Origin of the sequence: Pigmentiphaga litoralis (assembly GCF_013408655.1) — a bacterium.
Classification (GTDB): Bacteria; Pseudomonadota; Gammaproteobacteria; order Burkholderiales; family Burkholderiaceae_B; genus Pigmentiphaga; species Pigmentiphaga litoralis_A.
This window is the reverse complement of record NZ_JACCBP010000002.1, coordinates 311,483-338,085: the sequence shown is the minus strand read 5'-3', so window position 1 is coordinate 338,085 and position 26,603 is coordinate 311,483. Positions and strand designations below refer to the sequence as shown.

General features: G+C 65.2%; 22 protein-coding genes and 1 tRNA gene. 10 read left to right on the top strand and 13 right to left on the bottom strand.

The window, feature by feature from the left end; genetic code table 11:
* The first annotated feature begins 85 nt into the window (after positions 1 to 85).
* On the top strand, positions 86 to 733 hold the full coding sequence (locus tag HD883_RS21820; protein WP_179589093.1) for an HAD hydrolase-like protein: 648 nt from the start codon (positions 86 to 88) through the stop codon (positions 731 to 733).
* 148 nt (positions 734 to 881) lie between these two features.
* Entirely contained in the window at positions 882 to 2,333 is a 1,452-nt protein-coding gene (locus HD883_RS21815; RefSeq protein ID WP_179589092.1) for a sensor domain-containing diguanylate cyclase, read from the top strand.
* 28 nt (positions 2,334 to 2,361) lie between these two features.
* On the opposite strand, the gene HD883_RS21810 is transcribed toward HD883_RS21815, so the two are convergent.
* On the bottom strand, positions 2,362 to 3,267 hold the full coding sequence (locus HD883_RS21810; protein ID WP_179589091.1) for a LysR family transcriptional regulator: 906 nt from the start codon (positions 3,265 to 3,267) through the stop codon (positions 2,362 to 2,364).
* Positions 3,268 to 3,372: 105 nt separating this feature from the next.
* Here HD883_RS21810 and HD883_RS21805 point away from each other — a divergent pair, with 105 nt between their 5' ends.
* From HD883_RS21805 to HD883_RS21795, 3 genes are read left to right on the top strand one after another with little or no spacing between them, the layout of a single operon-like run.
* Positions 3,373 to 4,404 (top strand): alpha/beta hydrolase, encoded by a 1,032-nt coding sequence (locus HD883_RS21805; protein ID WP_179589090.1) that lies wholly within the window; start codon positions 3,373 to 3,375, stop codon positions 4,402 to 4,404.
* On the top strand, positions 4,401 to 6,356 hold the full coding sequence (locus HD883_RS21800; RefSeq protein ID WP_179589089.1) for an amidohydrolase: 1,956 nt from the start codon (positions 4,401 to 4,403) through the stop codon (positions 6,354 to 6,356). The genes HD883_RS21805 and HD883_RS21800 overlap by 4 nt, the downstream gene beginning before the upstream one ends.
* Positions 6,349 to 7,353 (top strand): Bug family tripartite tricarboxylate transporter substrate binding protein, encoded by a 1,005-nt coding sequence (locus HD883_RS21795; RefSeq protein ID WP_179589088.1) that lies wholly within the window; start codon positions 6,349 to 6,351, stop codon positions 7,351 to 7,353. The genes HD883_RS21800 and HD883_RS21795 overlap by 8 nt, the downstream gene beginning before the upstream one ends.
* An 84-nt stretch (positions 7,354 to 7,437) precedes the next feature.
* On the opposite strand, the gene HD883_RS21790 is transcribed toward HD883_RS21795, so the two are convergent.
* Both HD883_RS21790 and pobA read right to left on the bottom strand, forming a co-directional pair.
* Positions 7,438 to 8,865, bottom strand: coding sequence for a carbohydrate porin (locus tag HD883_RS21790; RefSeq protein WP_179589087.1), 1,428 nt, complete (start codon positions 8,863 to 8,865; stop codon positions 7,438 to 7,440).
* Positions 8,866 to 9,005: 140 nt separating this feature from the next.
* On the bottom strand, positions 9,006 to 10,181 hold the full coding sequence (gene pobA, locus HD883_RS21785; RefSeq protein ID WP_179589086.1) for a 4-hydroxybenzoate 3-monooxygenase: 1,176 nt from the start codon (positions 10,179 to 10,181) through the stop codon (positions 9,006 to 9,008).
* 117 nt (positions 10,182 to 10,298) lie between these two features.
* On the opposite strand from pobA, the gene HD883_RS21780 reads away from it, so the two are divergent.
* Both HD883_RS21780 and HD883_RS21775 read left to right on the top strand, forming a co-directional pair.
* Positions 10,299 to 11,225 carry a helix-turn-helix domain-containing protein gene (locus HD883_RS21780; protein ID WP_179589085.1) on the top strand — a complete coding sequence of 309 codons (927 nt, stop codon included), beginning with the start codon at positions 10,299 to 10,301 and terminating at the stop codon, positions 11,223 to 11,225.
* A 156-nt stretch (positions 11,226 to 11,381) separates the two neighbouring features.
* Positions 11,382 to 12,224: a rhomboid family intramembrane serine protease gene (locus HD883_RS21775; RefSeq protein ID WP_179589084.1), complete on the top strand. Its 843-nt coding sequence runs from the start codon at positions 11,382 to 11,384 to the stop codon at positions 12,222 to 12,224.
* Positions 12,225 to 12,400: 176 nt separating this feature from the next.
* Here HD883_RS21775 and HD883_RS21770 read toward each other — a convergent pair whose 3' ends face one another.
* The 9 genes from HD883_RS21770 to HD883_RS21730 all read right to left on the bottom strand — a co-directional run bounded on the left by HD883_RS21770 (position 12,401) and on the right by HD883_RS21730 (position 22,264).
* Positions 12,401 to 13,066: a hypothetical protein gene (locus HD883_RS21770; protein ID WP_179589083.1), complete on the bottom strand. Its 666-nt coding sequence runs from the start codon at positions 13,064 to 13,066 to the stop codon at positions 12,401 to 12,403.
* A gap of 59 nt (positions 13,067 to 13,125) precedes the next feature.
* Positions 13,126 to 14,445: a type II toxin-antitoxin system HipA family toxin gene (locus HD883_RS21765; RefSeq protein ID WP_257022588.1), complete on the bottom strand. Its 1,320-nt coding sequence runs from the start codon at positions 14,443 to 14,445 to the stop codon at positions 13,126 to 13,128.
* A gap of 26 nt (positions 14,446 to 14,471) precedes the next feature.
* Complete coding sequence (locus HD883_RS21760) at positions 14,472 to 14,861, bottom strand: helix-turn-helix domain-containing protein (RefSeq protein WP_257022587.1); 390 nt, start codon at positions 14,859 to 14,861, stop codon at positions 14,472 to 14,474.
* An 81-nt stretch (positions 14,862 to 14,942) separates the two neighbouring features.
* A tRNA-Val gene (locus tag HD883_RS21755) sits at positions 14,943 to 15,017 on the bottom strand.
* 89 nt (positions 15,018 to 15,106) lie between these two features.
* Complete coding sequence (gene dnaQ, locus HD883_RS21750) at positions 15,107 to 15,823, bottom strand: DNA polymerase III subunit epsilon (protein WP_179589081.1); 717 nt, start codon at positions 15,821 to 15,823, stop codon at positions 15,107 to 15,109.
* 47 nt (positions 15,824 to 15,870) lie between these two features.
* The gene (locus HD883_RS21745) at positions 15,871 to 18,981 is read right to left on the bottom strand and encodes an efflux RND transporter permease subunit (protein WP_179589080.1); all 3,111 of its coding nucleotides are present in this window, start codon (positions 18,979 to 18,981) and stop codon (positions 15,871 to 15,873) included.
* Entirely contained in the window at positions 18,978 to 20,090 is a 1,113-nt protein-coding gene (locus tag HD883_RS21740; protein ID WP_179589079.1) for an efflux RND transporter periplasmic adaptor subunit, read from the bottom strand. The genes HD883_RS21745 and HD883_RS21740 overlap by 4 nt, the downstream gene beginning before the upstream one ends.
* Positions 20,091 to 20,234: 144 nt before the next feature.
* Positions 20,235 to 21,266, bottom strand: a complete 1,032-nt coding sequence (locus HD883_RS21735) for a tripartite tricarboxylate transporter substrate binding protein (RefSeq protein ID WP_257022586.1) — start codon at positions 21,264 to 21,266, stop codon at positions 20,235 to 20,237.
* Positions 21,267 to 21,385: 119 nt separating this feature from the next.
* A complete protein-coding gene (locus HD883_RS21730; RefSeq protein WP_179589078.1) occupies positions 21,386 to 22,264 on the bottom strand; it encodes a fumarylacetoacetate hydrolase family protein in 879 nt (292 codons plus the stop codon).
* Between the two features lie 143 nt (positions 22,265 to 22,407).
* Here HD883_RS21730 and HD883_RS21725 point away from each other — a divergent pair, with 143 nt between their 5' ends.
* A complete protein-coding gene (locus HD883_RS21725; RefSeq protein WP_373563448.1) occupies positions 22,408 to 23,112 on the top strand; it encodes a FadR/GntR family transcriptional regulator in 705 nt (234 codons plus the stop codon).
* A gap of 117 nt (positions 23,113 to 23,229) precedes the next feature.
* Here HD883_RS21725 and HD883_RS21720 read toward each other — a convergent pair whose 3' ends face one another.
* Positions 23,230 to 24,027 (bottom strand): class I SAM-dependent methyltransferase, encoded by a 798-nt coding sequence (locus HD883_RS21720; protein ID WP_179589077.1) that lies wholly within the window; start codon positions 24,025 to 24,027, stop codon positions 23,230 to 23,232.
* A 4-nt stretch (positions 24,028 to 24,031) separates the two neighbouring features.
* Here HD883_RS21720 and gloB point away from each other — a divergent pair, with 4 nt between their 5' ends.
* Both gloB and HD883_RS21710 read left to right on the top strand, forming a co-directional pair.
* Entirely contained in the window at positions 24,032 to 24,877 is an 846-nt protein-coding gene (gloB, locus tag HD883_RS21715; protein ID WP_179589076.1) for a hydroxyacylglutathione hydrolase, read from the top strand.
* A 148-nt stretch (positions 24,878 to 25,025) separates the two neighbouring features.
* Entirely contained in the window at positions 25,026 to 26,558 is a 1,533-nt protein-coding gene (locus HD883_RS21710; protein WP_257022585.1) for a LysM peptidoglycan-binding domain-containing protein, read from the top strand.
* The last annotated feature ends 45 nt before the right edge of the window (positions 26,559 to 26,603 follow it).

Here is a 26,603-nt window from a genome sequence, read left to right as displayed (position 1 = left end):
GCTGGCCTGTCATCTGCGGTCACGCAGAGTCGGGGATAATGGAAATGTTGCAGCGCAGCGCTGCCCAAGCCAGGATGCCCCGCCGATGAAGTATTCCCTTGCGATCTTCGACTTCGACGGCACGCTTGCCGACTCCTTCGGCTTCTTTGTCAGCGTGGTGAACCGCCTGGCGGCCCACCACGGCTTTCGCCCCATCGACACCGCGCACCTGGACAAGGTGCGCGGCTACGACATCAAGACCTTGCTGCGGCAGGTGGACCTGCCGCTGTGGAAACTGCCGCAGGTCGGCAACCACTACAAGCGGCTGATGACCGAGAGCATCCATACGATCCGCCTGTTCGAGGGCATCGGCCCGTTGCTGCGGCAACTGGCGGATCACGGCGTGGTGCTGGCGGTGGTGAGTTCCAATTCACAGGAAAACGTGCGGCAGGTGCTGGGGCCGGACCTGTCCGCCCTGGTCCGCCACTATGAATGCGGCGCGGCATTGCTTGGCAAGCGCACCCATTTGCGGCGGGTGCTGTTGCACAGTGGCATCCCGGCCCACCGCGCCATCTACATTGGCGACGAGACCCGCGACCGCGAGGCGGCGCGCGCCGAATTGATCGACTTTGGCGCGGTCACGTGGGGCTATGCCACGCCCGCGGCGCTGGAAGCGTCGGGCCCTACCTGCATGTTCGAGTCACCTGCTACGATCGCGGCGGCGCTGCTGCCGGACAACCAATCGGCGGCATAGCTATCCGACTCATGGCGGCCGGGTCGGCCCCTTTGGCGTGCAGCGGCATCCAGGCCTTGCTCGTGACTTCGGGTTGCCGACCGCCCTTCGCTGCTACCGCCCTTCTTATCGAATCCTTGTATTGATGCTGTTTTTCGGACCCGACGCCATGTCTGCCATGCCCACCGATATTTCGACCCTGCCTGCGCGCGAGCTGGCCGCCCTGTTCGACGCCGCGCCCGTGTCGCTCTGGCTGGAAGACTTCAGCGGCATCCATAGCCTGCTGGACGGCCTGCGCGCCGGCGGCATCCGCGATCTGGCCGCGCACATTGCCGCGCATCCGGCGTTTGTCGAAACCTGTCTGTCACGCATTCGGGTGCTGGCGGTCAATGCGTGCACGCTCAAGCTGTTTGGCGCGACGTCGCAGGCTGAACTGCTGGACAACCTGCATCGCGTGTTTCGCGACGACATGGCGCAGCACTTTACGGCGGACCTGCTGGGCATGTGGGAAGGCCGCTTCGAGATCGAAACCGAAGGCATCAACTACGCGCTGGACGGCCGCCCGGTCGACATCCTGATTCGCCGGTCGGTGCTGCCCGGCCATGAGCACGACTGGTCGCGCGCGCTGATTTCCCTGCATGACATTGGCGCGCGCAAGGAAGCCGAACGCCAGCGCGAGTCGATGCGCGACTATTCCCAAGGCCTGTTCGAACATTCGCCAGTGTCATTGTGGGTCGAGGATTTTTCAGGCATCCGCGCGCTGCTCGATGGCCTGACCGCACAGGGTGTCACGAACCCCGCCGCCTACCTCCGCACCCATCCTGACTTCGTGCAGCAGTGCCTGCGCGCGATCAAGGTGCTGGACGTGAACGAGCGCACCTTGCAGATGTTCCGCGCGTCGTCGAAGGCGGAACTGCTGGCCAACCTGGGCACCGTCTTCGGTGGCGACATGAGCGTGCATTTCACCGACGAGCTGGTCGAGATGGCGCAGGGCCGCGTGGCGTACGAATGCGAGGGCATCAACACCACGCTGACCGGCGAGCCGGTCGACGTGCACTTGCAGCGGTCCGTGATGCCGGGATCCGAAGCGACATGGGATCGGGTGCTGATCTCGTTGACCGATATCACGGCGCGCAAGCGGGCCGAAGCTTATATGCGCTATCTGGGCACGCATGACGCGATGACGGGTCTGCTCAATCGCGCATCGTATGAAGAAGCGCGGGTGCGGCTGGAGAAAGATCCGTCGGTCACGATCGCGGTGGCGATGATCGACGTGAACGGCCTGAAGCCGGTCAACGATGATCTGGGTCACGCGGCCGGCGACACGCTGATTCGGCGCGCGGCCGAGGTGCTGAAGGAAGTGTCCCAACCCGGCGACATTGTGGCGCGGGTGGGCGGCGATGAATTCGCGGTGCTGATGCCGGGGCAGGACCTGGACTATGCGGCGCGCCTGGCCGACCGCCTGCAGCGATTGATTGAGGTCAACAACCAGTTCTACCAGGGGCCGGAACTGAGCGTGGCGATCGGCTATGCGCAGACCGGACCGGACCTGCCGTTCGCCGCGGCCGAACGCGCCGCGGATATGGCGATGTACGCGAACAAGGGCGCGCGCCGGCGGTAAGGGACGCGCGTCTGCCAGGGCGCCACTGCTACACCCGCGCCTGCCAGCGCGTCACCGCGCGCCGTGTGACTTCCATGAAGGCCAGCGACGCGGCCGACGGTGAACGGAAGCGGTCGTGCGCCAGCACGATCTGCGACGGGATGACCGGCGCGCTGACCGGGCGCACGACCGTCTTGCGCCCGGCCGGAAACAGCGCCGTGTAGGGCGGCAACAGCGCAATGCCAAAGTCCGCTTCGACCAGACTGATGACGGTCGCCAGTTGCGCGACTTCGATCGCGATCCTGGGCGTTAGGCCCAGCTGCATGAAGGTGCGATCCAGGAAGGCACGGAATTTGTTCTCGGGCGTCTGCGTCACTAGCGGGTAGGTGGCCAGCTCTTCCCACTTGATCGTGCGTTTGTGCGCGCAGGGGTGATCGCGCGGCATCAGCACCACCAGCGGCCCTTCCAGCAGCGGTTCGATCACACAATCGTGGTCGTCGTCGCTGAAGGCGCCTACGCCGATGTCGACTTCCGCACTTGCGATGCGCGGCAGGATGGCTTCCGACGGGATATCCAGCAGCGTGACGGAGATGTCGGGGTACTGCCGCCGGAAGTCGGCCGCGACCGGGATCAGCAGGCGCGCGAGCAGCAGCGGCGGCGCGGCGACCGTGACGTGCCCATGCTGGCGCGTGGCCAGGCCGCGCACATTGCCGACCGCGCTGGACAGGTCGGCCAGCAGCCGCGCGGCCGGCGCCCGGAACTCGCGGCCCGCATCGGTCAACGTGACCTGACGGGTGCTGCGGTCAAACAGGCGGCTGTCCAGGTTCTGCTCCAGGTCACGCACCAGAATGCTCAGCCCGGATTGCGAGATGTGGATACGCTGCGCGGCCTTGCTGAAGCTGCCTTCATTGCAGACGGCCACAAAGGCTTCGAGCTGACGCAGCGTGATCGACATGGCGGCCTGCAGTATTGAAGAATCGAATGAATCTATATGAACATTTCAATTTTTTCAATCTGCGTGCGCTGGTAGATTGGGGGTCTGCCTCAGGAGCCGCCCGCTGTGTCCGCCTACGTTTTCGACCGTTATACCCAGGAAGCCCTGGACGCCCAGTACAACAACCAGCTGGCCTGTCCGGGCTTTCGCGAGACGCTGGCGCAGGGCACGGCGCTGTCGGCGGCCGCGGCGGCGTTGCCCGGCGCGCGTGACGTGGCGTGGGGGACGCATCCGCTGGAGCGCCTGGATATCTACGGGCCGCGGCGCCTGGGGGCATCGGGGGGTGCGGGTGCATTGGGGGGTGTCGGGGCTTCGGGGGATGTCGGAACGTTGCGGGGTGAGGGAGCCCAGGGCCATGCCGCGCTGTCGCCGGGGTTGCCGGCTTTGCTGCCCGTGCTGCTGTTCGTGCACGGCGGCGCGTGGCTGACACAGGAAAAGGAAGACAGCGCCTTTGGTGCGCAGGCCTTTGCCGATCAGGGGTGCCTGTGGGTCGCGCTGGGATTTCCGGATGCGTCGGACGTTCCGTTTGCCGACATGGTGGCCAGCGTGCGGCGCGGCATTGCCTGGGTCCACACGCACATTGCCGCGCATGGCGGCGACCCGCAACGTATCGTGCTGGCCGGGCATTCGTCGGGCACGCACCTGGTGAGCCAGGCGCTGACGCATGACTGGTCGGCGGAAGGTCTGGGGACTCAACCGTTCCACGGCGCGGTCATGGTCAGTGGACTGACCGATCTGGAGCCGGTGCGCCTGTCGTATCGCAATACCCGGCTGAACCTGGATGCGGCGCATGTCCGCCGCTATTCGCTGGCCCACAACACCCCTGCGGTACGCGTGCCGGTGGTGGTGGCCGTGGCCGAACGCGATACCGACGAATTCCGCCGACAAGCCCGCGCCATGGCCGACCGGTTGCGGGAGTTCAACATGCTGGCGGACTTCGACGTGGTGCCCGGGCGGCATCACTTCGATGTGATCCTGGATCTGGCGGACCCGGGCAGCAAGCTGTTCCGCGACACGTTGGCGTTGCTGATGCGGAACGGTGCGGGTGGGACCGGTGGCGACGGCGGTGGCAGCGATGCCACGAACCGCCAGCCATGACGACCCCGCAGGCGCCGCGGCCTGACCAAGCCACCCTGCTGCTGTACGGCGGCACCGTCATCCGGTGTGAAGGCGGCGGCGGTAACGGTATCGCTGGCACCGGCTTCGGCACTGGCACTGGCACTGGCACTGGCACCGGCACTGGCCCCTCCCGTGCCAGCAGCAGCACCGGCACCATCGCCCAATCCGTCGCGATCCACGGCAATCGCATCCTGGCCATCGGCAGCGACGACGACATGGCCGCGCTGGCCACACCGTCCACGCAGCGCGTGAACCTGGCCGGCCGCACCGTCATCCCGGGCATGACCGACGGCCATGCCCACCTGGACCGCGAAGGCTTGCGCAAGCATCTGCCCTCCCTGCAGGGCGCACGGTCCATCGACGATATCCTGGACCGCATCGCCCATGAAGTGCGCCGCACCCCGCCGGGCACGTGGATCGTCACCCAACCCATCGGCGAGCCACCCGAATATCCCGACCCGGCGGCGGGCCTGCGCGAAGGCCGCTACCCCACGCGTCATGACCTGGACCGCGTCAGCCCCGATCATCCGGTTTATATCCGGCCCATCTGGGGCTACTGGCGCAACCGGGCGCCGCTGGTGTCGATCGCCAACACGCTGGCGCTGCGCCTGGCGGGCATCGACCGGCACACCGTGCCGCCGAGCCCGGACATCACCCTGGGCCGCGACGCAAATGGCGACCCCGATGGCACGTTCAGCGAGGCGACCCTGGTGCCCATCGTCGAACACAGCCTGATGCGGGTCGCGCCCGGCTTTAGCGCCGCCCAGCGCGCCAGTGGCCTGCGCAGCGCCATGCGCGCCTACAACGCGGTGGGCACGACGGCGGTGTTTGAAGGCCACGGCGTGGCGGGCGAGGTGATCGCGGCGTATCGAGACGTGGCGAATCAGGGCGCCGCGACCGTGCGCGCGACGCTGACCTTCAGCCCGCGGTGGCAAATCGAAGCCAGCGGATCCAACCCGGCCTCCAACCCGGCCAGTCAGGCACGCCATACCAATCACGCAGGCCACGCAGATCAGCCCACCCCGCGCCACAAGCATGCCCGCAGTGCCGACACTGCCATCGAACTGCTGCGCGACTGGCGCACCTGGCTGCAACGCCGCCACGCCGATCACCCGTGGGTGCGGCTGCAGGGCTTCTATGCCGAGATCGATGCGGACCCGCTGAACAACCAGCTGCGTGCAAGCAATCATCCGTGCACCGGCTGGGCAGGCTTCCAGGCGGGCGCGGCCCTGCCGGCAGAGGTGCTGGAACCTTTGCTGATCGAAGCGGCGCGTGAAGGCATTCGTGTGTGCGGCATCTGGCCCACCCTGTTGCCCCTGTTCCAGGCTGCGCATCGCGCGCACCCGATCGATGACCTGCGATGGGTGCTGGGCCATCAGCCGGTGCTGACACAGGAAATGATTGCAACCATCCACGATCTGGGCCTGGTCATCACTACGCATACCAATCGGCACATCTACAAGGATGGCGATGTGTGGGTAGAGAAGCGCGCCGCCAGCAAGTCAGCGCACGGCGGCACGCAAGGCCACATCCCGCCGGGCGACGCCGTCAACGACATCGTCCCGCTGCGCCGCCTGCTCGACGCCGGTGTTCCGGTCGCCTTCGGCAGCGACAACCTGCCGGTGTCCCTGTTCGGTCCGATCAGCCATGCGGTGCTGCGCCAATCCCGAACTGGCAACCCCGTCGCGCCCGACCAGGCCATCAGCCGTGCCGAAGCGTTGACGATCGCAACGATGGGCGGCGCGTGGCTGACGCATGACGAGTCGACACGCGGCAGCATCACGCCCGGCAAGCTGGCCGACCTGGCCATCCTGAACGACAACCCGCTTACCTGCGCACCCGAGGCCCTTGCCGGCCTGCGGGCAGATCACCTCATCATCGACGGCCGCCTGCATGCGGCCGACCCACCCCAGGAGTTCTCGCATGACTGACTCATCTGCCCCACTGGCCACACTGGCCGCAGCCGGCTTCACTGCAGCCCTGTTGGCCACGGCCACCACATTCACGGCCCCCGCGCACGCAGCCGAACCCTGGCCGTCGCGCCCAATCCGTATCGTCGTCCCCTATGCGCCGGGCAACACCGGCGACATCACCTTCCGCTTCATCCAGCCGCAACTGGAAAAGCAGTTTGGCGTTCGTTTTTTGATCGACAACAAGAGCGGCGCGTCGGGCAATATTGGCGCCGATGAAGTCGTGCGCGCGCAGCCCGATGGCTACACCTTCCTGCTTGGCGCGACCAACAACTTCGTCACCAATCAGTTCCTGTTCCGGAACATGCGCTTCGACCCGCTCAAGGACCTGATGCCGGTCGCGCTGCTGAGCAATGCGCCGTCGGTCATGATCGTGAACAGCACGCTGCCGGTGAGCACGCTCAAGGATTTCACCGAGATGGCGCGGCAAAGTCCGTCCAAGCTCAACTACGGATCACCCGGCAATGGCACGCCGCCGCACTTGGCGGGCGAGCTCTACAGCCAGCTGGCCAAGGTGCAATTGACGCATGTGCCCTATCGCGGCTCGCCCCCTGCGGTCGCGGGATTGCTGGGCAGCGAGATCCAGCTCTACATCACCGCGTTCAGTTCGGTGGCGGGCAATGTGGCGGGCGGGAAGCTGAAGGCACTGGCGGTGGCGAGCGATCAGCGGCTGGCAATTTTGCCCGACGTGCCGACGACGCGCGAACAGGGACTGCCTGACTTGTTGACCGGCAACTGGTGGGGCATGGCGGCGCCGGTGGGCACGGACCCGGCCATCATTGAAAAGATGTCGGCGGCGATCAAAGCGGCCTTGTCGGACCCGGCCGTGCGCAAGCAGTACGCCGACATTGGCGTGACGGCGGTGGGCAGCTCGCCGCCGGAGTTCGGTGCGCAGATCGCGAAGGAAGCGGTGGCGTGGAAGCAGGTGATCGACCGCGCGCAGATCCAGCCGGAATAAGGGCTGCCGGCGCGCCGGCCAGGAACCGATGATCGCCGTTCGGCCGCCCGGCTGCCCGGCGAGTCAGGCCCGCCCGACCGGCCCTCAGAACTGCGTATGCAGCCGCACCGAAAATACCTTGGCCGGACCGCGGTCGCGGTTGTAGCCGGGGTTGCGGATGTACTGCGCATCGCCCGTCAGCCAGAAGTACTTGAAGGGCCGCCAGCTGTAGTAGGTCTCGGCAATCTGTTCGACGCCATAGTTCAGCGCGCCGTCACCCAGGAAAGGACCGATGCCGCCCGCCGCCAGATAGCCGCGATGCGTGCGGCTCAGCGCATTGACCGCCACGGCCGCGCCCACGGTGTCGTAGGGCCGTGACCACTGGGTGCCCTTCACGACTACGCCGGCGGAGACGGCGCGGTCGATCTCGGTGAATGCATAGGTCTCTGTCTTTCCGTCGGACCAGCTGGCCCGCATGAAGGCGTTGACGTCGTCCGTGACCGACTGATCGAAGCCGATGCCGACGCCGACCTTGGCGTGTTCGCGGCGCACGTTGTCCAGCTCGGGGGCGGTCCCTGCCGCGCGGCCGGCGGCAATGGCTTCACCAAAATCGGCCATGCGCGTCTTGTTGCGAAAGCCGATGATGCGTGCCGTGCCGGGCCGGTTTCCCGCCTGGTACTGCTTTTCAAATTCGATCTGGTCGCCGTAGTGCTTGCCCAACCGGGTATCCAGCGGCAGGCCGTTCGATTCCTTCGGCATCATGAAGCGGCCGGCGCGCACGGCCCAGCCGTCATCGATGTATTCCAGCGCCGCGCCACTGGTGTAGCCGCGCGAGTCAGCGGCATAGTCGAAGCTGCCATGCGTCAGGAAGGACCAGTTCAGGAACTGCGTGCGCGGGTCGTGCGCCGATTCCAGCGAATCGAAAATGTCGAGCATGGACACGGTGCCCACGGTCAGCACCACGCGGCGTTTGTCCTGTCCGCCGGTCAGCTGGTTCATGTCGCCTTCGACCGCTTCGCGCCCGCCGCCCAGGCCCCAGGTCTGCCGCAGGAACGTGCGCGCGCGGTAATAGACCATGTCGGCGCCGGCCGTCTTGGCCAGCTCGCCATTGGTCAGGCCGCCCAGGCCATGCAAGCCCGAGAACGCCTGGCCGCGCGCACCTTCACCATTCACATGGAATTCCGCGCCTTCCCACAGGCGCAGGCCCAGGTCGACGGTGGCCGTGAAGGAATAGCTTTTGGCCTTCTTGCCTTGCAGACTGTTTTCGCCTTCGTACGGCGAGGCGAACGAGGGCTTGCGCTGCCACACATAGGTGGACTGCCCATGCAGGGCGTAGCGTTCGTCTTCGGGGATCAGGCCCGAGTCGGCCGGGGCAGCGTCGCTGAACGCGGACCCGTCAACGGCTGGCGCCAAGGCATCGGACGCGACCTGGGTCGACCCCGTGGGCGCACTGCCCTCTTGCGCCCAGACCGGCGCGGCGCAGCAGCATGCAAGGACGGCCGCGACGGCACGGCGTTCGAATGTTTTTTTCATGGTGGTTCCGCCAGTGCCGGCAAAGCGACAGGGTGCGTTCAAGCAGTGACAAGGGCATGACCGCGCACACCCGCATGTGGCGATCGGCCAACGGTGTCGATTGTCCCTGTTTTATGCCGGCCCGGCGTTGCACAAAGGCATCACGCCTCGAACGGCAGCCCCACATAGTTTTCCGCCAGCGAGGTCGATGCCGCTTCCGACCCGATCAGATAGGCCAGTTCGGCCTGCTGGATCTTGTGGCCGAAGGCGCCGTTTTCGGGAAACTTGTGCATCAACGACGTCATCCACCACGAAAAGCGCTCGGCTTTCCATACGCGCTGCAGGCACTTCTGCGAATAGGTGTCGATGCCATGCGCATCGCCATCAAAGAACTGCAGCAGGGCCTGCGACAGGTAGCGCACGTCGGCCACGGCCAGGTTCAGGCCCTTGGCGCCCGTCGGCGGCACGATGTGCGCGGCGTCACCCGCCAGGAACAGCCGGCCGAACCGCATCGGTTCAGCCACGAAGCTGCGCAGCGGGGCAATGCTTTTTTCGATCGACGGCCCCGTCACCAGGCGTTCGGCCGCCTCGTCATCCAGCCGCAACCGCAGTTCGTTCCAGAAGGCCTCGTCGGACCACTGCTCGACCTTGTCGTCCAGCGAACACTGCACGTAGTACCGGCTGCGCGTGGCCGACCGCATGCTGCACAGGGCAAAGCCGCGTTCGTGGTTGGAGTAGATCAGCTCGTCCGATACGGGGGGCGTGTCCGACAGGATGCCCAGCCAGCCAAAGGGGTACACCCGTTCATAGGTCTGCACCGCGTCTTGCGGCACGCTGGCCCGGCAGACGCCGTGAAAGCCATCGCAGCCGGCGATCACGTCGCACTCGACTTCGTGCGCCACGCCGTCTTTCATGTAGCGGACCTTGGGATGATCGGTATCGAAGTCATGCACGCTGACGTTCTGCGCCTCGTACACTGTCTCGTAGCCGGCGGCTTCGCGTGCGTCCATCAGATCGTGGGTGACTTCGGTCTGGCCGTACACCATCACCCGCTTGCCGCCGCTCAGCGCCTTCAGGTCGATGCGGTGGCGCGCGCCGTTAAAGCAGAGTTCGATGCCGTCGTGATACATGCCCTCGGCATTCATGCGCTGGTTGACGCCGATCTCGTTCAGCAGGTCGACCGTGCCCTGTTCCAGCACGCCGGCGCGGATACGGCCCAGGACGTAGTCCTTGCTGCGCTGTTCGATGATCACCGTGTGGATGCCCGCCCTCGACAGGATCTGGCCGAGGAACAATCCGGCGGGGCCGGATCCGATAATGGCTACTTGGACGCGCATGGCCTGTCTCCTGGATTCGTTATTTCGGCGATCTTAATAGCCGAGCATCACCGCGAGAATAGATTTTGCCGACATTCGGATGGATAATCCGAACATCGTCCGCAACCGGCCGCCGCCATGACCAGCACTGTGCCCACCTATGCGCTGTACGGCGAACACACGCAGTCGCTGGTCCCCGACAGCCTTCACTGCGAGTCGATACCGATGCGCAGCCGCCATTACGACTGGGAGATCAAGCCGCACCGGCATGAACTCTTCATGCAAATTCTGTACATCCGCAGCGGGTCGGCCGACATCCATTTCGATGCGCGCGAATTTCATGTCAACGGGCCCTGCATGCTGGTGGTGCCCGCGTTCTTTGCGCATGGCTTCCGTTTTTCCAGCAATGTCGACGGGTCAGTGGTGACAGTGGTGACGCAGCACATGGAACACCTGCTGGCGCCCACCCCCGAACTGGTGGGCTGCTTCGGCAGCGCGCAGGTGCTGCATTGGCCCGCCGGCCAGCCTTCGCCCGCCGCGCGGTCGCTGGAACACCTGCTGGAAGAGTTCGACACACCCGGGCCCTGGCGGCTGGTGGCGCTGGAAACCCTGCTGCGCCTGGTGCTGGTCATGCTGGCCCGCGAAGTCGGCGTGCGCGCCGCGCAGGAACTGGGCGTCCGGCCGTCCCGCGCCGTGCAGCACGTGCAAAGTTTCAAGGCCATGCTGAACCAATGTTTCCGCGAGCAGCGCGATATTGGCTATTACGCGGAACATCTCGGCATCACGCCCACCCAGCTGAACCGGGTATGCCGCGACGCGCTGGGGCAATCCGCGCTTGAAGTCGTCCATAACCGCCTGGTCATGGAGGCCAAACGGGACCTGGCGTATTCGTCGCTCAGCATCAAGGAGATCGCGATCGCACTGGGCTTTTCCGATCCCGGCTATTTCTCGCGTTTCTTCACGCGCCAGACGCAGTATTCCCCTACCGACTTCCGTGTGCTGGCGCGCGAGCGCCTGGCCCAGGACCGGGGCGTCCCGGCCCGCGTGGCGGCCGATCCGGCGTGATCGGCGCCTGCACGATGACTCCCCCATCCGGCCGACCCGACCGGGCCGCGCAGGCAAGTCATGGCATCATGGCCCGCCTGTCGCGCCCGGGTTACGCTCGACCGGGCGACAATAGGGCCCCTTAGACTGCCGGACCCGCTCCACACACCCATCGACATGCCGACCTTCCTGCGCCGCATTGCCCCGATCACCGGGGTGCTCATCCTGGTCAACCTGGGCCTCTTCCTGTATCAGGTCGCCACGGGCATCAGCCCCACCAACCCGGAACTCGACGACCTCGGCCGCTGGGGCGCCAACATTGCCGCCCTGACCCTGACCGGCGAAAGCTGGCGCCTGCTGGCCAGCATGTTCCTGCACATCGGCGTGCTGCACCTGGCCCTGAACATGATCAGCCTGCTGTTCCTGGGGTCGATCGCCGAGCGCAACTTCGGCAAGCTCAATTACCTGCTCGTGTACTTCCTGTCGGGCCTGGGCGGCAGCCTGGTCAGCGCCCTGTGGAACGCCCGCCCCCAGGCCGCCGCCGACCTGAGCAACGCCACGCCCACCATCTACCTGGTGGTCAGCGCGGGAGCGTCAGGCGCCGTCATGGGCCTGGCCGCCGCGGCCATCATGCTCAAGCTGTTGAAAAACGCCAGCCGCGAACCCCTCGCCCTGCCCTTCAGCGCCGTGGAACTGGCCGTGCTGGTCGGCATCAACGTGGTGTATGGCTGGCAGACCAACGGCACCGACAACGCCTGCCACATCGGCGGCCTGCTGGCGGGCGCCGTGGTCGGCCTGGTGCTCGGCGCCGTGCGCAACACCCCCCGCCCCGTGCGCATCGCGGCGTGGCTGCTGGTGCTGGTCGCCGCGGCATGGGGCACGCAACGGATCCTGGACGTGAACGAAGCGCGCGCCGACCTGATGGAGATTCGCGAAGAACTGGATCAGGAAAGCATGGACAACGCGAAGGTGAACCCGGGGCGGGATAACGACGCCGCGCCGGCGAGCGGGCGGCGGTAGGCGGTAGGCGGTAGGCGGCGATGCTATCCATTCACGCAGATACGTCGCATGTGATCCCGCTGGCGCAGCAGCGCATCGATCCGACGTAGTCGGCCCGTTCATTGCCGGCTGCCGTTGTTCCATGCGGGTTGACGGCTTGTTTTTTCAGGCAGCGCCGCGCGGGCCGGCCTTGACGTTCAGGGCGCCTTGCCCACCACCGCCCGCATCTGCGTCGCCAGATCCGTCTGCAACCGCGTCACGGCAGCGTTCCAATCGCTGGCCGTCGGGAACTGCATGGTCGCCCGCGTGTTGCCCACAAAACGCGGCCCCTGCTGCAAGCCCGGCAGTGCCGCCGACACGGTCACGTCATAGCTCGCCTGCAGCTCCACCTGCCAGAACCCCGATTCCGTCCACGCCCACAGCCGGTCTATCCGCGCCGTGACCGGAACCGCGCGCGCATAGTCCGCGTCTCCCGCCTTGACGACCCGGTAGCCGGCGTCCTGCAGCACCTTCAGGATCGTTGCTTCCGTCAACTTTGCCACCGACTGCCCGGCCGGCAGCAACACGCTGCCCAGCGGCCGGCCATTGCTGTCGCGCTTCTGCGCAAAGGCCCGCGCGCGAACAGCCGGATTGGCGGCCTCGTCATCAGTCAGCGAAGGCGTGGTGGCCAGTTTGGTGCGCGGCTCGAAGCGCCGCGCGTCGTCGACCCGGTCGATACGAACCGCGGGCGGCAGCGCGGGCGTGGCGACGTCAGGCAATGGCGTCGCGCCGCTGTCGGGTGGCATGGCGTTGCGGCTGAGGGTGCAGCCGGCCAGCAGCGTGACGGCGATAACAAGCGAGAAGATGGATCGAATACGTGGCATGGGGTGAGTCTGGAAAAAAGGACGTTGCGTAAAGCGGCGTGGATCACATTCCATTCTTGTCATTCCAAGATCAGGCGGGTCGCTCGCGTGGTGACATCGTCTATATGCCGGAAGGCGGGACTGATGCGTTCGATATCCTGGGGTGATACGCCGAAGCGTTCGAAATGCACCTTCCACTCCCGGACCTCGCTCCAGACTTTCGCCACAAGCTCGCCAGCGCGTCTTGCGCCAAGGGTAAAGACGCCGCAGCCTGCGATCGCATTGTCAATGGAGGCATGCCGTCCTTGTGGCCCGACACCCAGATGGAGCTGCCGCTCGTGCGCGTGGGTCGGCCTGGGCAGCACGTCATACAGCGGGCTCAGTCGCCAACCCTTGATGCGCGGGTCCCACAAAAAGCCATGATTGCGCAGATGATCGTCGTCGTTGGTGACGAAGATATTGAACACCATGCGCATGTAGAGTTCTTCGTTATTTGCGCGAATGACGGAAGGATGGCAATGCCGCCGGATAGCTTGCGCAAGATCCGAGTAGTTCTTTTGCCGGGATTCCGTTTCGTCGCATCCGACCATCGTCAGTCCACTGACGAACGCCCTGCGCCGTTCTGTCCTGCCAGGCCCGGGGTCAAGTGACAGGGACGTCGCAGGTTCTGGCACCTGGCCTTGTTCCAGCCAATATCGATCAAAGCGCCGGATCATCATCACGCGACGATTACCCACGAGGCTTGTGCCGACATCGGGCACGACGAGACCCACCTGCCGTGCAAGGAGCAACGATGCCGACTCGATCGCCGGGATATCGAATGGATCACCGGCGCTGGGGAATTTGGCCAGCGCCAGATGGCCGGCCGCATCCCTCACCGTCGCTTTCGGGCGCGCGCCACCCAGACCGCTACCGTGGTCAAAGATCATTTCCAGCGCGCTCGGGACAGGCAGACCTTGTTCGATTCGCTCGGCGGCTTCCAACAGATAGGCTAGCTGGTGGGTGTTGCTGACAGCCGGTGACGGTTGGGATGCGATCGACTCGCGAACATCGAGCGCGCCAACACGCTCCGAGCCTGCCTCCAGCAGATAGGTCGATTCGGGCAGGCTATTGGCAGGCTGGCGATGCTTCGCTTCGATAACGCGCCTTCCCCAGGCGTCGGGGGCTGCGTCACGAATCCCGCCGAATGCGACGAGCGCGTTGGCCGGAAACAGCAGCGTGCCTTGCGGCGACTCTCTATGACGAAGGGGAAGGCTGACGGGATCGACCTCGATCGCATTGCTGCGAGCGACATAGCGCGTCCCATACGCAAAGCTTGACGCCAACAGGTCCGAGCCTTCTTCGGTCATCGAAAGTTGGCCGCAAGGCGCCCAGGCTTCATCAAGATGCGCAAAGACCATCAGTTTGCGGTTCCTGGCCATCGACGTCAGAAATCCAGTTCGTCGAGTTCAGCAGCGGTCAACCCACGCACCCTTTGGGTCGCCTCGCGGGACACCAATGTCTTGAGCGCAGGGTCCGTCTCCAGCAGCAGGCTTTCAAGGCGGGCCCCGGGCGAAATGGCGTCCAGATAACGAAGTATCTGGCCCATGGCCAAGCCTGGATCGCCTTTTTCAATGCGATACGCGGTATTGCGGGACAACCCCGCGCGCAGCGCCGCATCCGCCTGCTTGACCTGGCGGGCGCGACGCAGCCGGGCAAATTTCTGGCCGATTTCTTCTGCCTGGGCCGCCAAGTCCGAGGATAGCAATGCCGCTTGCGCCACTTTCATGATCGTTAAATCGAGTTTTATCCACTTAAAGATCGATAATACGCGCATGAAGAGCTAGCAGGCGCAATTTCTGTCGGCCAATAAACAAAAAACCCGCAACGCCATGCAGCGTTGCGGGTTCCTGGAATCTGGTGGGTGGTACAGGGATTGAACCTGTGACCCCTGCCGTGTGAAGGCAGTGCTCTACCGCTGAGCTAACCACCCAAGTGGTCGGTACTTCCTGGTGCCGGACACAAAGACGTCCTGGCAGCCCAAGAATATAGCACAGTTTTTGAATCGTGCAGCAAGCGCGATCAAGCGGCTTCGGCGACGCTATCCCATTTGCGCCACACGGCCTGGCCCTTGGACTCTTTGTCCAGGCTGGCCAGGTAGGCGGCGTGGGCGGCGAGTTCGTCGGCGGGCACCGCGGGAATCGGCAGCACCGACGGATCGAAGGCGCCCAGGTCCAGGGTGCCCACGCCACCGGTGTCGCCCAGGTCGATGACCAGGCTGTCCTGGCCGCGCGTCATGGCCAGCCAGACTTCGGCCAGCAATTCCGAGTCGAGCAATGCGCCGTGCAGCACGCGGTGGGCGTTGGAAATGCCGTAGCGGTCGCACAGCGAGTCCAGCGAGTTGCGTTTGCCGGGGTGCAGTTCGCGGGCGTGCATCAGGGAGTCGATGACGTCGACGCAGTGCGTGCGAAAGCCCGGGCGGTCCGTGCGTGCCAGTTCGGCATTCAGGAAGCGGATGTCGAATTCGGCGTTGTGGATGATGACGGTGGATCCCTGGATAAAGTCCAGGAATTCGTCGACCTTGTCATGGAAGCGCGGCTTGTCGGCCAGGAATTCGGTGGTCAGGCCGTGCACTTCCAATGCACCCGGCTCGCTGTCGCGCTCGGGGTTCAGGTAGGTGTGGAAGTTGCGCTGGGTGACACGCCGATTGAAGATTTCGACGCAACCGATTTCGATGACGCGATTGCCCGACTGGGGGTCGAGGCCGGTGGTTTCCGTATCGAGGACGACGTAACGCATAGGGATCCGGGTATTCGTAAAAAACAGCAAGGGTGCAGTGTAGCGGATCACCCCACCGACTCCGGCGTCGCCACCTGCCCCGGCGTGCGGCCATGCTCGGGCGCGTGGCTATCCACCCCCAGCGGCACGGGCTTGTTCCGGGCGCCGGCGATCAAGGTGTACACGCAGGGCACGACGAACAGGGTCAGCAGCGTGCCCAGGCTCATTCCGCCCACGATCACCCAGCCGATCTGCACGCGCGATTCGGCGCCGGCGCCGGTGGCGAGGGCCAGGGGTACGGCGCCGAGCACCATGGCGCCGGTCGTCATCAGGATGGGGCGCAGGCGCATCACGCTGGCGTCGACAACGGCGTCGACCAGGGCATGGCCTTCGTCGCGCAACTGGTTGGCGAATTCAACGATCAGGATGCCGTGTTTGGTGATCAGGCCGACCAGGGTGATCAGCCCGATCTGGCTGTAGATCGATAAGGTTCCCCCGGTCAGCCACAGCGCGAGCAAGGCGCCGGTCAATGAGAGCGGCACGGACAGCATGATGATGAGGGGGTTGCGCCAGCTTTCGAATTGCGCGGCCAGCACCAGGTAGATGAAGGCAATGGCCATGCCGAAGACCAGGTAGATGCTGCCGGCCGAATCGCGAAATTCGCGCGACTGGCCGTCCAGATCGGTCTGGGCCTGCAGGGGCAGCACGCGGGCCGCGATGGTGTTCATTTCCTTGAGCGCTTCGCCCAGCGAGTACCCGGGTGCGGGCGCGGCCGAGATGGTGACGGAGCGCAGGCGGTTGAAGTGGTTCAGCGTTTGGGGCGAGACGCCTTCTCGCACGTTCAGCACATTGGCCAGCTGGACCATTTCGCCGCTGCGGGCGCGCACGTAGATGTCCGAAATATCATTGGGACGTGAGCGGTCGCGCGGCACGACCTGCACCAGCACGTCGTACTGTTCGCCGCTTTCCTTGTAGCGGGTGACCTGCCGGCCGCCCAGCATCGATTCCAGCGTGCGGCCAACGCGCGACACATCCACGCCCACGTCGGCCAGCTTGGCGCGGTCAACCTGCACACGCAATTCCGGGGTGTTCAGGCGCAGGTCGGTCTGCACGTTCTGCACGCCGGGATACTTGGCGAGTTCGGCCAGGAAGACGTCGACGATGCCGGACAGTTCGGAGTACGACACCTGGCTCATGATCACGAATTCGATCGGTGACGACCGCTGCGATTGACCCAGCGACGGCGGGTTGAGCGGGAAGGCCTGCACGCCCGGCAGCGCGGCGAACTTGGGTTGCAGCTCGCGGGCGATCTGCTGCTGCGACTTGGTCCGTTCGTCCCAAGGCTTGAGCCGCAGGATGGCGTTGCCGTCGGTCACGACCGGAAAGCCGGCCACGGCCTGGTGCGCCGCGGCTTCGGGTATGTCGGCGTAGATCTGTTCGATGCGTTCCAGGTAGTTGGTGGTGTAGCCCACCGTCGCCCCTTGGGGGGACGTGATGCGGCCAAAGATCATGCCGCGATCTTCGACCGGCGCGAGTTCGCTCTTGATAACCGAGAACAGCGGCACCATGGCGCCGCCCACCACCAGGCCCAGCACGACCACCCACAGCCGGTGCCGCAACGAGAACCCGAGCAGCCGGCGATAGCCGCGGTTCAGGGCTTCGAGCCAACCTTCGACCAGGTTGTACAGGCGGCCATGTTTGGTCTCGTGCCGCAGCAGCAGCGAGCACATCATGGGGGTCAGCGTCAGGGCAATGAAGCCCGAGAACAGCACGGCGCCCGCCAGCGCCAGCGCGAATTCGATGAAGAGGCGACCGGTGCGGCCCGTGGCAAAGGCCAGCGGGGCGTACACGGTGACCAGCGTCAGCGTCATGGCGACGACTGCAAAGCCGATTTCCTTGGCGCCGAGCAGCGCCGCCTGGATGCGGGTCTTGCCTTCTTCGATGTGCCGGAAGATGTTTTCGAGCACCACGATGGCATCGTCCACCACCAGCCCGATGGCCAGCACCATGGCCAGCAGCGTCAGGGTGTTAATGGAAAAACCGAAGGCGAACATGAGCGTGCACGCGCCGATCAGCGACACCGGAATGGTGACGATGGGGATCAGGCTGGCGCGCCAGTTGCGCAGGAAAAAGAAGATGACGAGCACCACCAGGATCACGGCTTCGACAATGGTGTGGAAGACGGATTCGATCGACTTTTCAATGAACACCGACGTGTCGTACGCCAGGTTCAGCTTCATGCCGCTGGGCAGCGATTCGTTGATTCGTTCAATCTCTTGGCGCACCGCTTTCGACAGGTCGAGCGGGTTGGCGGTCGACTGTTTGACGACACCGATGTTCAGCGCCGGCTGCCCGTTGAAGCGCGACGTGACGCGTTCGTCCACCGGGCCTAGCCGCACATCGGCCACATCGCCAATCGTGACGCTGTAGCCGCTGACGTTGGCAATCACGACGCGGCGGAATTCTTCGGGCGTGCGCAAATTGGTCGCGGCCACGACCGAGAATTCGCGGGCCTGCGATTCGATGCGGCCCGACGGGATCTCGACGTTCTGCGCGCGCAGGGCGTCTTCGACTTCCTGCACGGTCAGCCGGAACGCGGCCAGCTTGCTGCGATCCACATTGACGCGCATGGCCGGCAGGCGCTCGCCATACACGCGCACTTCGGCCGCGCCGGGCAGCACCGACAGCCGCGGCTTGATGAAGCGGTTGATGTAGTCCGACGCTTCCATGCTCGACAGGCTGCCGGCTTCTACCGCCAGCTGAATGACGGGCTGCGAGTCGGCTTCGACCTTGGCGATGATGGGCTCGTCCACTTCGTCGGGCAGGCGGCCACGGACCCGGGCCACCTTGTCGCGCACGTCGGCCGCGGCCGCATCGGGCGAAATGTTCAGGCGAAACTTGACGTTGATGTTGCTGCGTTCGGCCCGGCTGGCCGAGCTCATGATCTGCACGCCTTCGATGCCCGACAGCGAATCTTCCAGCGGCTTGGTGACCTGGGATTCGATCACCTCAGCCGACGCGCCTTTGTAGACGGTGGTGACCGAGACGACCGGTTCATCAATCTGCGGATACTCGCGCACGGTCAGCCGCGAATAGGAAATCGCGCCGATCAGCACGATCAGCAGCGACAGCACCGTCGCAAAAACAGGGCGCTTGATGCAGACTTCAGAGAGCTTCATGACCGCGTTCCTGCAGGACGGGGGCCGGGCCTGGCAACGGTGACCGCACCGCCGTCACGGATCTTTTGCGTGCCGGCAACGACCACGACGTCCTGGTCTTCAATGCCGCGGATCACCTCAACGAGACCATCACGGCGCTCGCCCACTTCGATCTGCACACGCACCGCGCGGCCTTCTTCCACCCGGAAGACAAACTGGTTGTCGCCTGTCGGCACCAGCGCCGCTTCGGGCACCAGCAGCGCTTCGGACTGGCCGCCCATCTGGAGTTCGACCCGCGCAAACATGCCGGGGCGCAATTGCGCCGCGGTGTTGCGGACCTGCGCGCGCATCACGACGGAGCGCCCGCCAGCGTCAATCAGGGGACTAATGGCATAGACGGAACCGGTAAAGATCTTGTCGGGGACGGCGTCGACCATGATGCGCAGCGCCTGGCCATTGCGGATCTGCGGCAGGTAACGTTCGGGCATCCGGAAGTCCACCTTGAGCGCGTCGATGGCTTCGATCGGCACCATGTCCTGCCCCACCCCCACGTAGTCCCCCACCGACACGCTGCGCAAACCGATCACGCCGTTGAACGGTGCGCGGATTTCGCTTTTGTCGAGCTTGACCTGGGCCAGCACCATGGCCGCCTGCTGCACCTTCATGGCGTTGTCGGCTTCGTCGCGCGCCTGCTTGCTGATGAAACCCTTTTGCTGCAGTTCCATCGACCGGTCGAAATTGCTTTTGGCCAGCGAAAAGTTGGCGCGTGCCTGTTCAAATTCGGCACGTGGCACCGAATCGTCCAGCTTGACCAGCACCTGGCCGCGTTGCACGCGCTGGCCTTCGGTAAAGCGGATTTCGCTGATGCGGCCGGCGACTTCGGGCCGCAATGTGACCGATTCGTCAGACCGCAGGCTGCCGACCGCGCTGACCCCGCGCACGAAGGGCTGGCGGCGGACCGTCGCGACTTCCACTGCGGTGGGACGCGCCACGGGCGGCTTGGGCGCGTCGGCCGCAGCCTGCGTGGCCGTACCGGCTGACGAGCCCAGATAACGGGGCGCGACGAAACCGATCGCGCCGCCGGCGACCAGTGCGATAACGACAAACAGGACGACGGAGCTTTTTTGCATGCTGAACGTAGGTTGAATGCCCAGGAGGTGTAGCCAAATGTAGCATCGCGGCAGAGGGCGAAGCACATCCGCAACAACTTAACTTCTGGCTTAGGCAAACGCCCCACACGACCGTTACATGCGGGTCAGCGCCGCAGTGCCGACTTACTCGACCTTGCCGATCTTGCGCACCACCTGCACCAGGGTTTTGGCGTCGCCATCCCAGTAGGTCTTGAAGGCCGGCGCGTCCAGATACTGGATCGGACTGCCGGCGCCCTGTACCGCCGCCAGCACCCGGCTGTCGGTGGATGCCGTACGGGCAGCGTTGCGCAGCGCCTCGACCACGGCAGGCGGCGTGTTGGCGGGCGCAAAGAGCCCCGACCACTGCGCGAATTGCACCGGATAGCCCAGTTCGGTCAGGCTGGGTACGTCGGGCATCGAGGCCAGGCGGCCTTCGCCCCAGTGGGCCAGCGCGCGCAACTTGCCGGCGCTGATGTACTGCAGCACCGACGCCGGGCCGGTCGACACCGCATCCACCTGGCCGCCCAGCAGCGCGACGACGGCTGGGCCCGCGCCGGTGTAGGGCACGTGCAGCAGGCGGATGTCGGCCTGGCTGCGCAGCATTTCCATCGGCACATGCATGCTGCCGTAGTTGCCGGACGATCCGTAGGTCACTTCGCGGTCGCCCTTTTTCTGGGCGGCGATGAATTCCTTGGCATCTTTCCAGGGCGCATCGGCCCGGACCACCAGCACCGTGGGGTCGGCGGTGAACCGCGCGATGGGCGTGAACTGGTTGAGCTGATACATGGGCGCGCGGCCCAGGATCACGTCGGCTTCGGGAATGATGGAGATGGACGACAGGGTCATCATGACCGTGTAGCCGTCGGGCGCGGCCTTGGCGACCTGCGCCATGCCCAGCCCGCCGCCGGCCCCAGCCCGGTTTTCCACCACCACGGTCTGGCCCAGACTGCGGCTCATGGCCTCGGCCACGGGGCGGGCCACGGTATCGGCCACGCCGCCCGGCGGGAACGGCACGATCATTGTGATGGGTTTGGTGGGCCACGCGGCCGGGGCCTGCGCGTGGGCGGCGGGGATGGCGCAAAGCGCGGCCACCGTGGCGACGGTGGCGGTCGCGGTGGCGGTCGCGGCCGAGGTAACGACAGGCGCAACAACGCGCCAGAGCATCTGGTAGGTCATGGGTGTCTCCTCCCCCTTTCCGGGGTGATGGGGTCGGGACGCCGTCCTGCCCTGGCGCAAAGGCTTCGGGCGGCGGCGTCCTCTATCTATGAATGGGGCGTCGAAAAGCGCCGGCCAGGTCAGCCGACCGCGTTTTCCAGCACGCCCAGGCCTTGGACTTCGATCTTGATGGTGTCGCCGGTCTTGAGCCACTTGGGCGGGTTGAAGCCGATGCCCACGCCCGCCGGGGTGCCGGTCGCAATCACGTCGCCGGGCTGCAGCGTCATGCCGGCCGACAGCGTTTCAATAATGGTTGGGATGTCGAAAATCAGCAGACTGGTGTTCGAGTTCTGGCGCAGTTCGCCATTCACCCAGCACTTGATGTCCAGGTTCTGGGCATCGACTTCGTCATTGGTGACCAGGTACGGACCCATCGGGCAGAAGCCGTCCAGCGACTTGCCGATGAACCACTGCCGATGCTTTTTCTGCAGATCGCGCGCCGTGAAGTCGTTGACGATGGTGTAGCCAAAGATGTGGTCGAAGGCGTCAGCTTTCTTGATGCCGCGTCCGGCCTTGCCGATCACCACCGCAAATTCCGCTTCGTAGTCCAGCTGGCTGGTGACCTCGGGGTGCGACGGGATGGCGTCTCCGGGTCCGATCACGGTCGACGCCGGCTTGGTAAAGACCACCGGGAAATCGGGCGCCAGTTCGCCTTCCTTGGCGCTGCTGTCAAAGCCCGACTTGCTGAATTCCGCGGCGTGCTCGTGATAGTTCTTGCCGACGCAAAAGATGTTGCGGCGGGGCTGCGTGATCGGTGCCAGGACGGTCGCGCCGTTCAACGGCTTGCCTTCGCCCTTGGCCGCCAGCTTGGACTTGAGATTCGGGTATTCCTGAACCAATTGGACCATGTCGCCACTGAAGCCGGGGACCAGGTCGGTGACCGGCCAATAGGTGCCGGCATCGGTATCAACGAGGCAAACAACGGCAGTGGAGTCGATCTTCAGATTTGCAAATTTCATGAGGGCGCCTTGCGAAAGTCCAATTGGTAGAAAGTCGAGAAAATATAGAACCAAATTGGATCTTCTACAACCCTGCGCCTAGCAAATATTTGACCAATTGGTCCGATTCACTTACTGTGCGGGGGCATTCTGGAGACAGGCACGTGGATGATTATTCGGACACCGGTGGGGTGCGGGCGCAAGGCGCGCGCGCGCTTGCCCGGCATTTGCTGGCGGAGATGGCCAGTGGAAAACTGCGGGAGGGCGTGAAGCTTCCGCCCGAGCGGCAATTGAGCCTGCAATTCGGTACGTCGCGCGGGTCGGTGCGGCGCGTGCTGTCGGAATTGCGCGTACGCGGCCTGATCACGCAAGTCGTGGGCAGCGGCACCTTCGTGGCGCCGGGCGCGAGCGAGCTGGCCCCGGCCCCGCTGCCGGTGCGCGAGGCCCGGCACACCAGCCCCGCCGAATTGATGGAAGCGCGGTTGTTGATCGAGCCGCTGATGCCGGGGTTGATCGTGCGCAACGCCACGTCGGCCGACTTTGCCCGCATGACGCAATGCGTTGTGGCGTCGGAAGCGGCCACCTCGATCGAAGAGTTTGAGCACTGGGACGGCGAGCTGCACAAGTCGTTTGCCGAGGCCACGCACAACTCCTTCTTCATGCAGATCCTGGAACTGACGAACGACGTGCGCGAGCAAGGGGAGTGGGGGCGGCTGAAGCGCCGGTCCCTGACGCCGGCCCGCCGCACCGCCTATGAACAGCAGCACCGGGCGATGGTGGATGCGCTCAAGGACCGGGACGCGCAGCAGGCGCGGGAACTGTTGACGGCGCATCTGGAACAGATCCAGAAGAACCTGTTCGAGGCCTGAACCGGCGAAACCAGGAAGGTGGGAACAGGCGGCAATCAGGAACCTGGAACAAGGCGGACCGGGCGGCCCTGGGGAGCCGGGCAGCTGGATGCCCCAGGTCCAGACCCGGCAACGCCTTTACTGCGGCGGCGATTCGCTGTCCGGCCCCGCGGCGTTCATGCGGGGGGCGACGGCCACGGCGGCGTGGCGACGCAGCCGCTGCGTTTTCCACGGCGGCCCCAGCAGCCGCATGCCGGCCTGCCGCTTGACGGCCGACACGATATACAGCGACCCGCAGAACGGCCACCACTTGGCGCCGGCGTTTTCCATGAAGGCAAAACGCTGCAGCCAGACGTCGCTGCTGCACGGCGGCACGTACCCGCCAAAGTGGGCGCGATCGACTTCGAACGACAACAGCTTGAGCCAGTCCTTCAGGCGGGGCACCGGCAAGGGTCCCAGGCTGGTCGGCAGGAAGGCGGCTCGTTGGCCCAGCAGGCGCCCTGCCCCCCACAGGCTCCAGGGATTGAAGCCCGTCACGATCAGACGGCCTTCGGGCATAAGCACCCGTTCGGCTTCGCGCAGCACCTGGTGCGGGTCGGCGGACACTTCCAGCGTGTGCGGCAGAACGAGCAGGTCGATGCTCTGGGAGTCGAAGGGCAGTTCTTCAAATTCGGCTACGACAAAGGCATTGCAGCGCGGCGCGACCATGGGCACGCCGGGCGCCTGATCGCCCACGCAACCCTTGAAGGGCATGCGGTTGGCGCGCAAGCCGTCGATCTGGTGCAGGCCGACCTGCACGGCAAAAAAGCCAAATACATCGGATACCGCTTCGTCAAGCCGGGCTTGTTCCCAGGCCAACAGGTAGCGTCCGGGAGGCGATTCCAGCCAACGGCCGAGCTCGGAAATCGGGTAACCTTGGGCGGCAGATAGGGGCATCGGAATGAAAGGTTCGGATAAACGACAGAAGCAAACCGCCAGCACCACCCCCGGCGTGCCGCCGGGCAATTCAGGCATTACCGGGTTGGCGGCGTTCAGTGACAACTATATCTGGTTGATCCGCAATGGCAGTCTTGCCGCCGTGGTCGACCCCGGCCAGGCCGCTCCCGTCTTGCAGGCCCTGCAGCAGCAACGCCTGCAACTGCGGGCCATTCTACTGACTCATCATCACAACGACCATGTCGGCGGCGTGACCGAACTGGTCGAACGCACCGGCGCCACCGTGTTCGGCCCCGCGGGGGAAACCCTGCCCCACTGCGACCGCAAGCTGGTCGAAGGCGACCAGGTCGCCCTGCCCGAACTGGACCTGAGCCTGGAAGTGATCGACGTGCCGGGCCATACGGCCGGGCACATTGCCTACGCCGGCCGTGCGGGCGGCGTCGAGCCCCTGGTGTTCTGCGGCGATACCTTGTTCGCCACCGGCTGTGGCCGGCTGTTCGAAGGCACGCCCGACCAGATGACCGACTCGCTCGGCAAGCTGGCCGCCCTGCCTGACGACACCCGGGTGTACTGCGCCCATGAATACACGCTGTCGAACATCCGCTGGGCCCAGGTTGTCGAACCCGACAACGGCGCCCTGGCGCAATGGCATGACCAGGCCCAGGCGCTGCGCGACAGTGGCACGCCCACCGTGCCGACGACCCTGGCGCTGGAACGTGAAGTGAATCCCTTCTTGCGAACCGACGAACCCGCGGTGGCCGCGGCCGCCGTCACCCATGCCGGGCGCGCGCTGGCTACCCGCACCGAAGTATTCGCCGCGCTGCGCGAGTGGAAAAATAGCTTCAAGTAATCGGCAAATATGCCGTTTGTATTGAACATGCTCGGATCGTCGGTCAACCCCTGACATCAGCCGCTGATATGTAAGGCAGCTTGACGTGAACCCCGTCACGCTCCTACTATGCGCAGCGCCTTTAACCCAGTCAAACTGAAGAAACCCTATGGAAATACGCCTTGGCGGCGCGTGGATCTCGCGGACGACCCTCCGCGATTGCATCCCCCGCGGCGCGCTCCTGAAAGTGATTACGGCAGGTGCCCTGTTGGCCCTGGCAGCTTGCGCTCCCCTCCCCCCAGCCAATCCCGGTGACACGTCGGCCAATGCCGAGACGATGTCCACCGTGGCCGATTTGCCCAACGTGCCGGCCAACCCGCGCGTTGCCGCCGCGACCCAGGGCCGCCGGCTCGACTCGCCGCTGATCAAGCAGGTGGCCCCGACCGGCCTGTCGCCGCTGGTGGTCGACCTGACCGTGGCCCCGGCCGACGTGTGGACCCGCATCCGCCGCAGCTTTGCCGTGCCGAACATCGACACGCCGCTGGTGCGCGAATGGGAAAACTTCTACGCCAGCAAGCCGGAATATCTGCAGCGCACCGCGCAGCGCGCCGGCAAGTATCTGTACTACATCATTGAAGAGATCGATCAGCGCGGCATGCCCAGCGAACTGGCCTTGCTGCCGTTCGTGGAAAGCTCGTTCGATCCGTGGGCGCTGTCGCGCTCGCAGGCTTCGGGCCTGTGGCAGTTCGTGCCGGCCACCGGCCGCGGCTACAACCTGAAGCAGGACTGGTGGCGTGACGAGCGCCGCGATCCGATCGCGTCGACCAACGCTGCGCTGGACTACCTGCAATACCTGTTCGAATTCCATGGCGACTGGCACCTGGCGCTGGCGTCCTACAACTGGGGCGAAGGCTCGGTCAAACGCGCGATCGAAAAGAAGGCCGGGCAAGGCATGCCGACCGACTACCTGTCGCTGGACATGCCCGACGAAACGCGCAACTACGTGCCCAAGCTGCAGGCGATCAAGAACATCATCGCCAACCCGGCCAAGTTCAGCATCGTGTTGCCGACCATCGACAACCAGCCCTACTTCGTCACGGTCACCAAGAGCCGCAACATCGACGTGAAGCTGGCGGCGCAACTGGCCGAAATGCCGCTGGAAGAATTCAAGGCGCTGAACCCGTCGTTCAATCGCGGCGTGATCCTGGGCCGGCATGAACCGACCCTGATCCTGCCGGCCGACCGGATCGGCGTGTTCGAAGCCAACCTGCTGGCGCACAACGGCGAACTGTCGTCGTGGCACACCCACCAGATGGCGCGTGGCGACACGCTGGCCAGCGTGGCCAAGCAATACCGCACGTCGGTGGCCACCCTGCGCAGCGCCAACGGCCTGGGGCCGAAGTCGTCGGTATCGGCAGGCGACAGCCTGATCGTGCCAGTGGGCGCTGCTGCTGGCGAACCCGCCATCATCGCGACGGCCGTGCCGGCCGCGGTGCGCCCCGTGGCCGCGCGCGGTGCGGCGGCGGTGGGCAAGAAGGTGCACGTGCGGACGCATCGCGTGACGAAGGGCGACAGTCTGTCGTCGATCGCCAAGCGTTATGACACCACGGTTGACCAGCTGCGCGCGCTGAACCGCATCAAGGGCAGCGCCGTGCAGATGGGCAAGACGCTGCAGATTCCGGGAACGGATTCGCGCAGCTGATCCTGCTTGGTGGTTGTGAACAAAAAGGGGCGATATCGCCCCTTT

Coding starts and splice junctions, on each gene's coding strand:
- HD883_RS21820 (WP_179589093.1), top strand. CDS start 86: ATGAAGTATTCCCTTGCGATCTTCGACTTCGACGGCACGCTTGCCGAC.
- HD883_RS21815 (WP_179589092.1), top strand. CDS start 882: ATGTCTGCCATGCCCACCGATATTTCGACCCTGCCTGCGCGCGAGCTG.
- HD883_RS21810 (WP_179589091.1), bottom strand. CDS start 3,267: ATGTCGATCACGCTGCGTCAGCTCGAAGCCTTTGTGGCCGTCTGCAAT.
- HD883_RS21800 (WP_179589089.1), top strand. CDS start 4,401: ATGACGACCCCGCAGGCGCCGCGGCCTGACCAAGCCACCCTGCTGCTG.
- HD883_RS21795 (WP_179589088.1), top strand. CDS start 6,349: ATGACTGACTCATCTGCCCCACTGGCCACACTGGCCGCAGCCGGCTTC.
- HD883_RS21790 (WP_179589087.1), bottom strand. CDS start 8,865: ATGAAAAAAACATTCGAACGCCGTGCCGTCGCGGCCGTCCTTGCATGC.
- pobA (WP_179589086.1), bottom strand. CDS start 10,181: ATGCGCGTCCAAGTAGCCATTATCGGATCCGGCCCCGCCGGATTGTTC.
- HD883_RS21780 (WP_179589085.1), top strand. CDS start 10,299: ATGACCAGCACTGTGCCCACCTATGCGCTGTACGGCGAACACACGCAG.
- HD883_RS21775 (WP_179589084.1), top strand. CDS start 11,382: ATGCCGACCTTCCTGCGCCGCATTGCCCCGATCACCGGGGTGCTCATC.
- HD883_RS21770 (WP_179589083.1), bottom strand. CDS start 13,066: ATGCCACGTATTCGATCCATCTTCTCGCTTGTTATCGCCGTCACGCTG.
- HD883_RS21765 (WP_257022588.1), bottom strand. CDS start 14,445: ATGGTCTTTGCGCATCTTGATGAAGCCTGGGCGCCTTGCGGCCAACTT.
- HD883_RS21760 (WP_257022587.1), bottom strand. CDS start 14,861: ATGCGCGTATTATCGATCTTTAAGTGGATAAAACTCGATTTAACGATC.
- dnaQ (WP_179589081.1), bottom strand. CDS start 15,823: ATGCGTTACGTCGTCCTCGATACGGAAACCACCGGCCTCGACCCCCAG.
- HD883_RS21745 (WP_179589080.1), bottom strand. CDS start 18,981: ATGAAGCTCTCTGAAGTCTGCATCAAGCGCCCTGTTTTTGCGACGGTG.
- HD883_RS21740 (WP_179589079.1), bottom strand. CDS start 20,090: ATGCAAAAAAGCTCCGTCGTCCTGTTTGTCGTTATCGCACTGGTCGCC.
- HD883_RS21735 (WP_257022586.1), bottom strand. CDS start 21,266: ATGACCTACCAGATGCTCTGGCGCGTTGTTGCGCCTGTCGTTACCTCG.
- HD883_RS21730 (WP_179589078.1), bottom strand. CDS start 22,264: ATGAAATTTGCAAATCTGAAGATCGACTCCACTGCCGTTGTTTGCCTC.
- HD883_RS21720 (WP_179589077.1), bottom strand. CDS start 24,027: ATGCCCCTATCTGCCGCCCAAGGTTACCCGATTTCCGAGCTCGGCCGT.
- gloB (WP_179589076.1), top strand. CDS start 24,032: ATGAAAGGTTCGGATAAACGACAGAAGCAAACCGCCAGCACCACCCCC.
- HD883_RS21710 (WP_257022585.1), top strand. CDS start 25,026: ATGGAAATACGCCTTGGCGGCGCGTGGATCTCGCGGACGACCCTCCGC.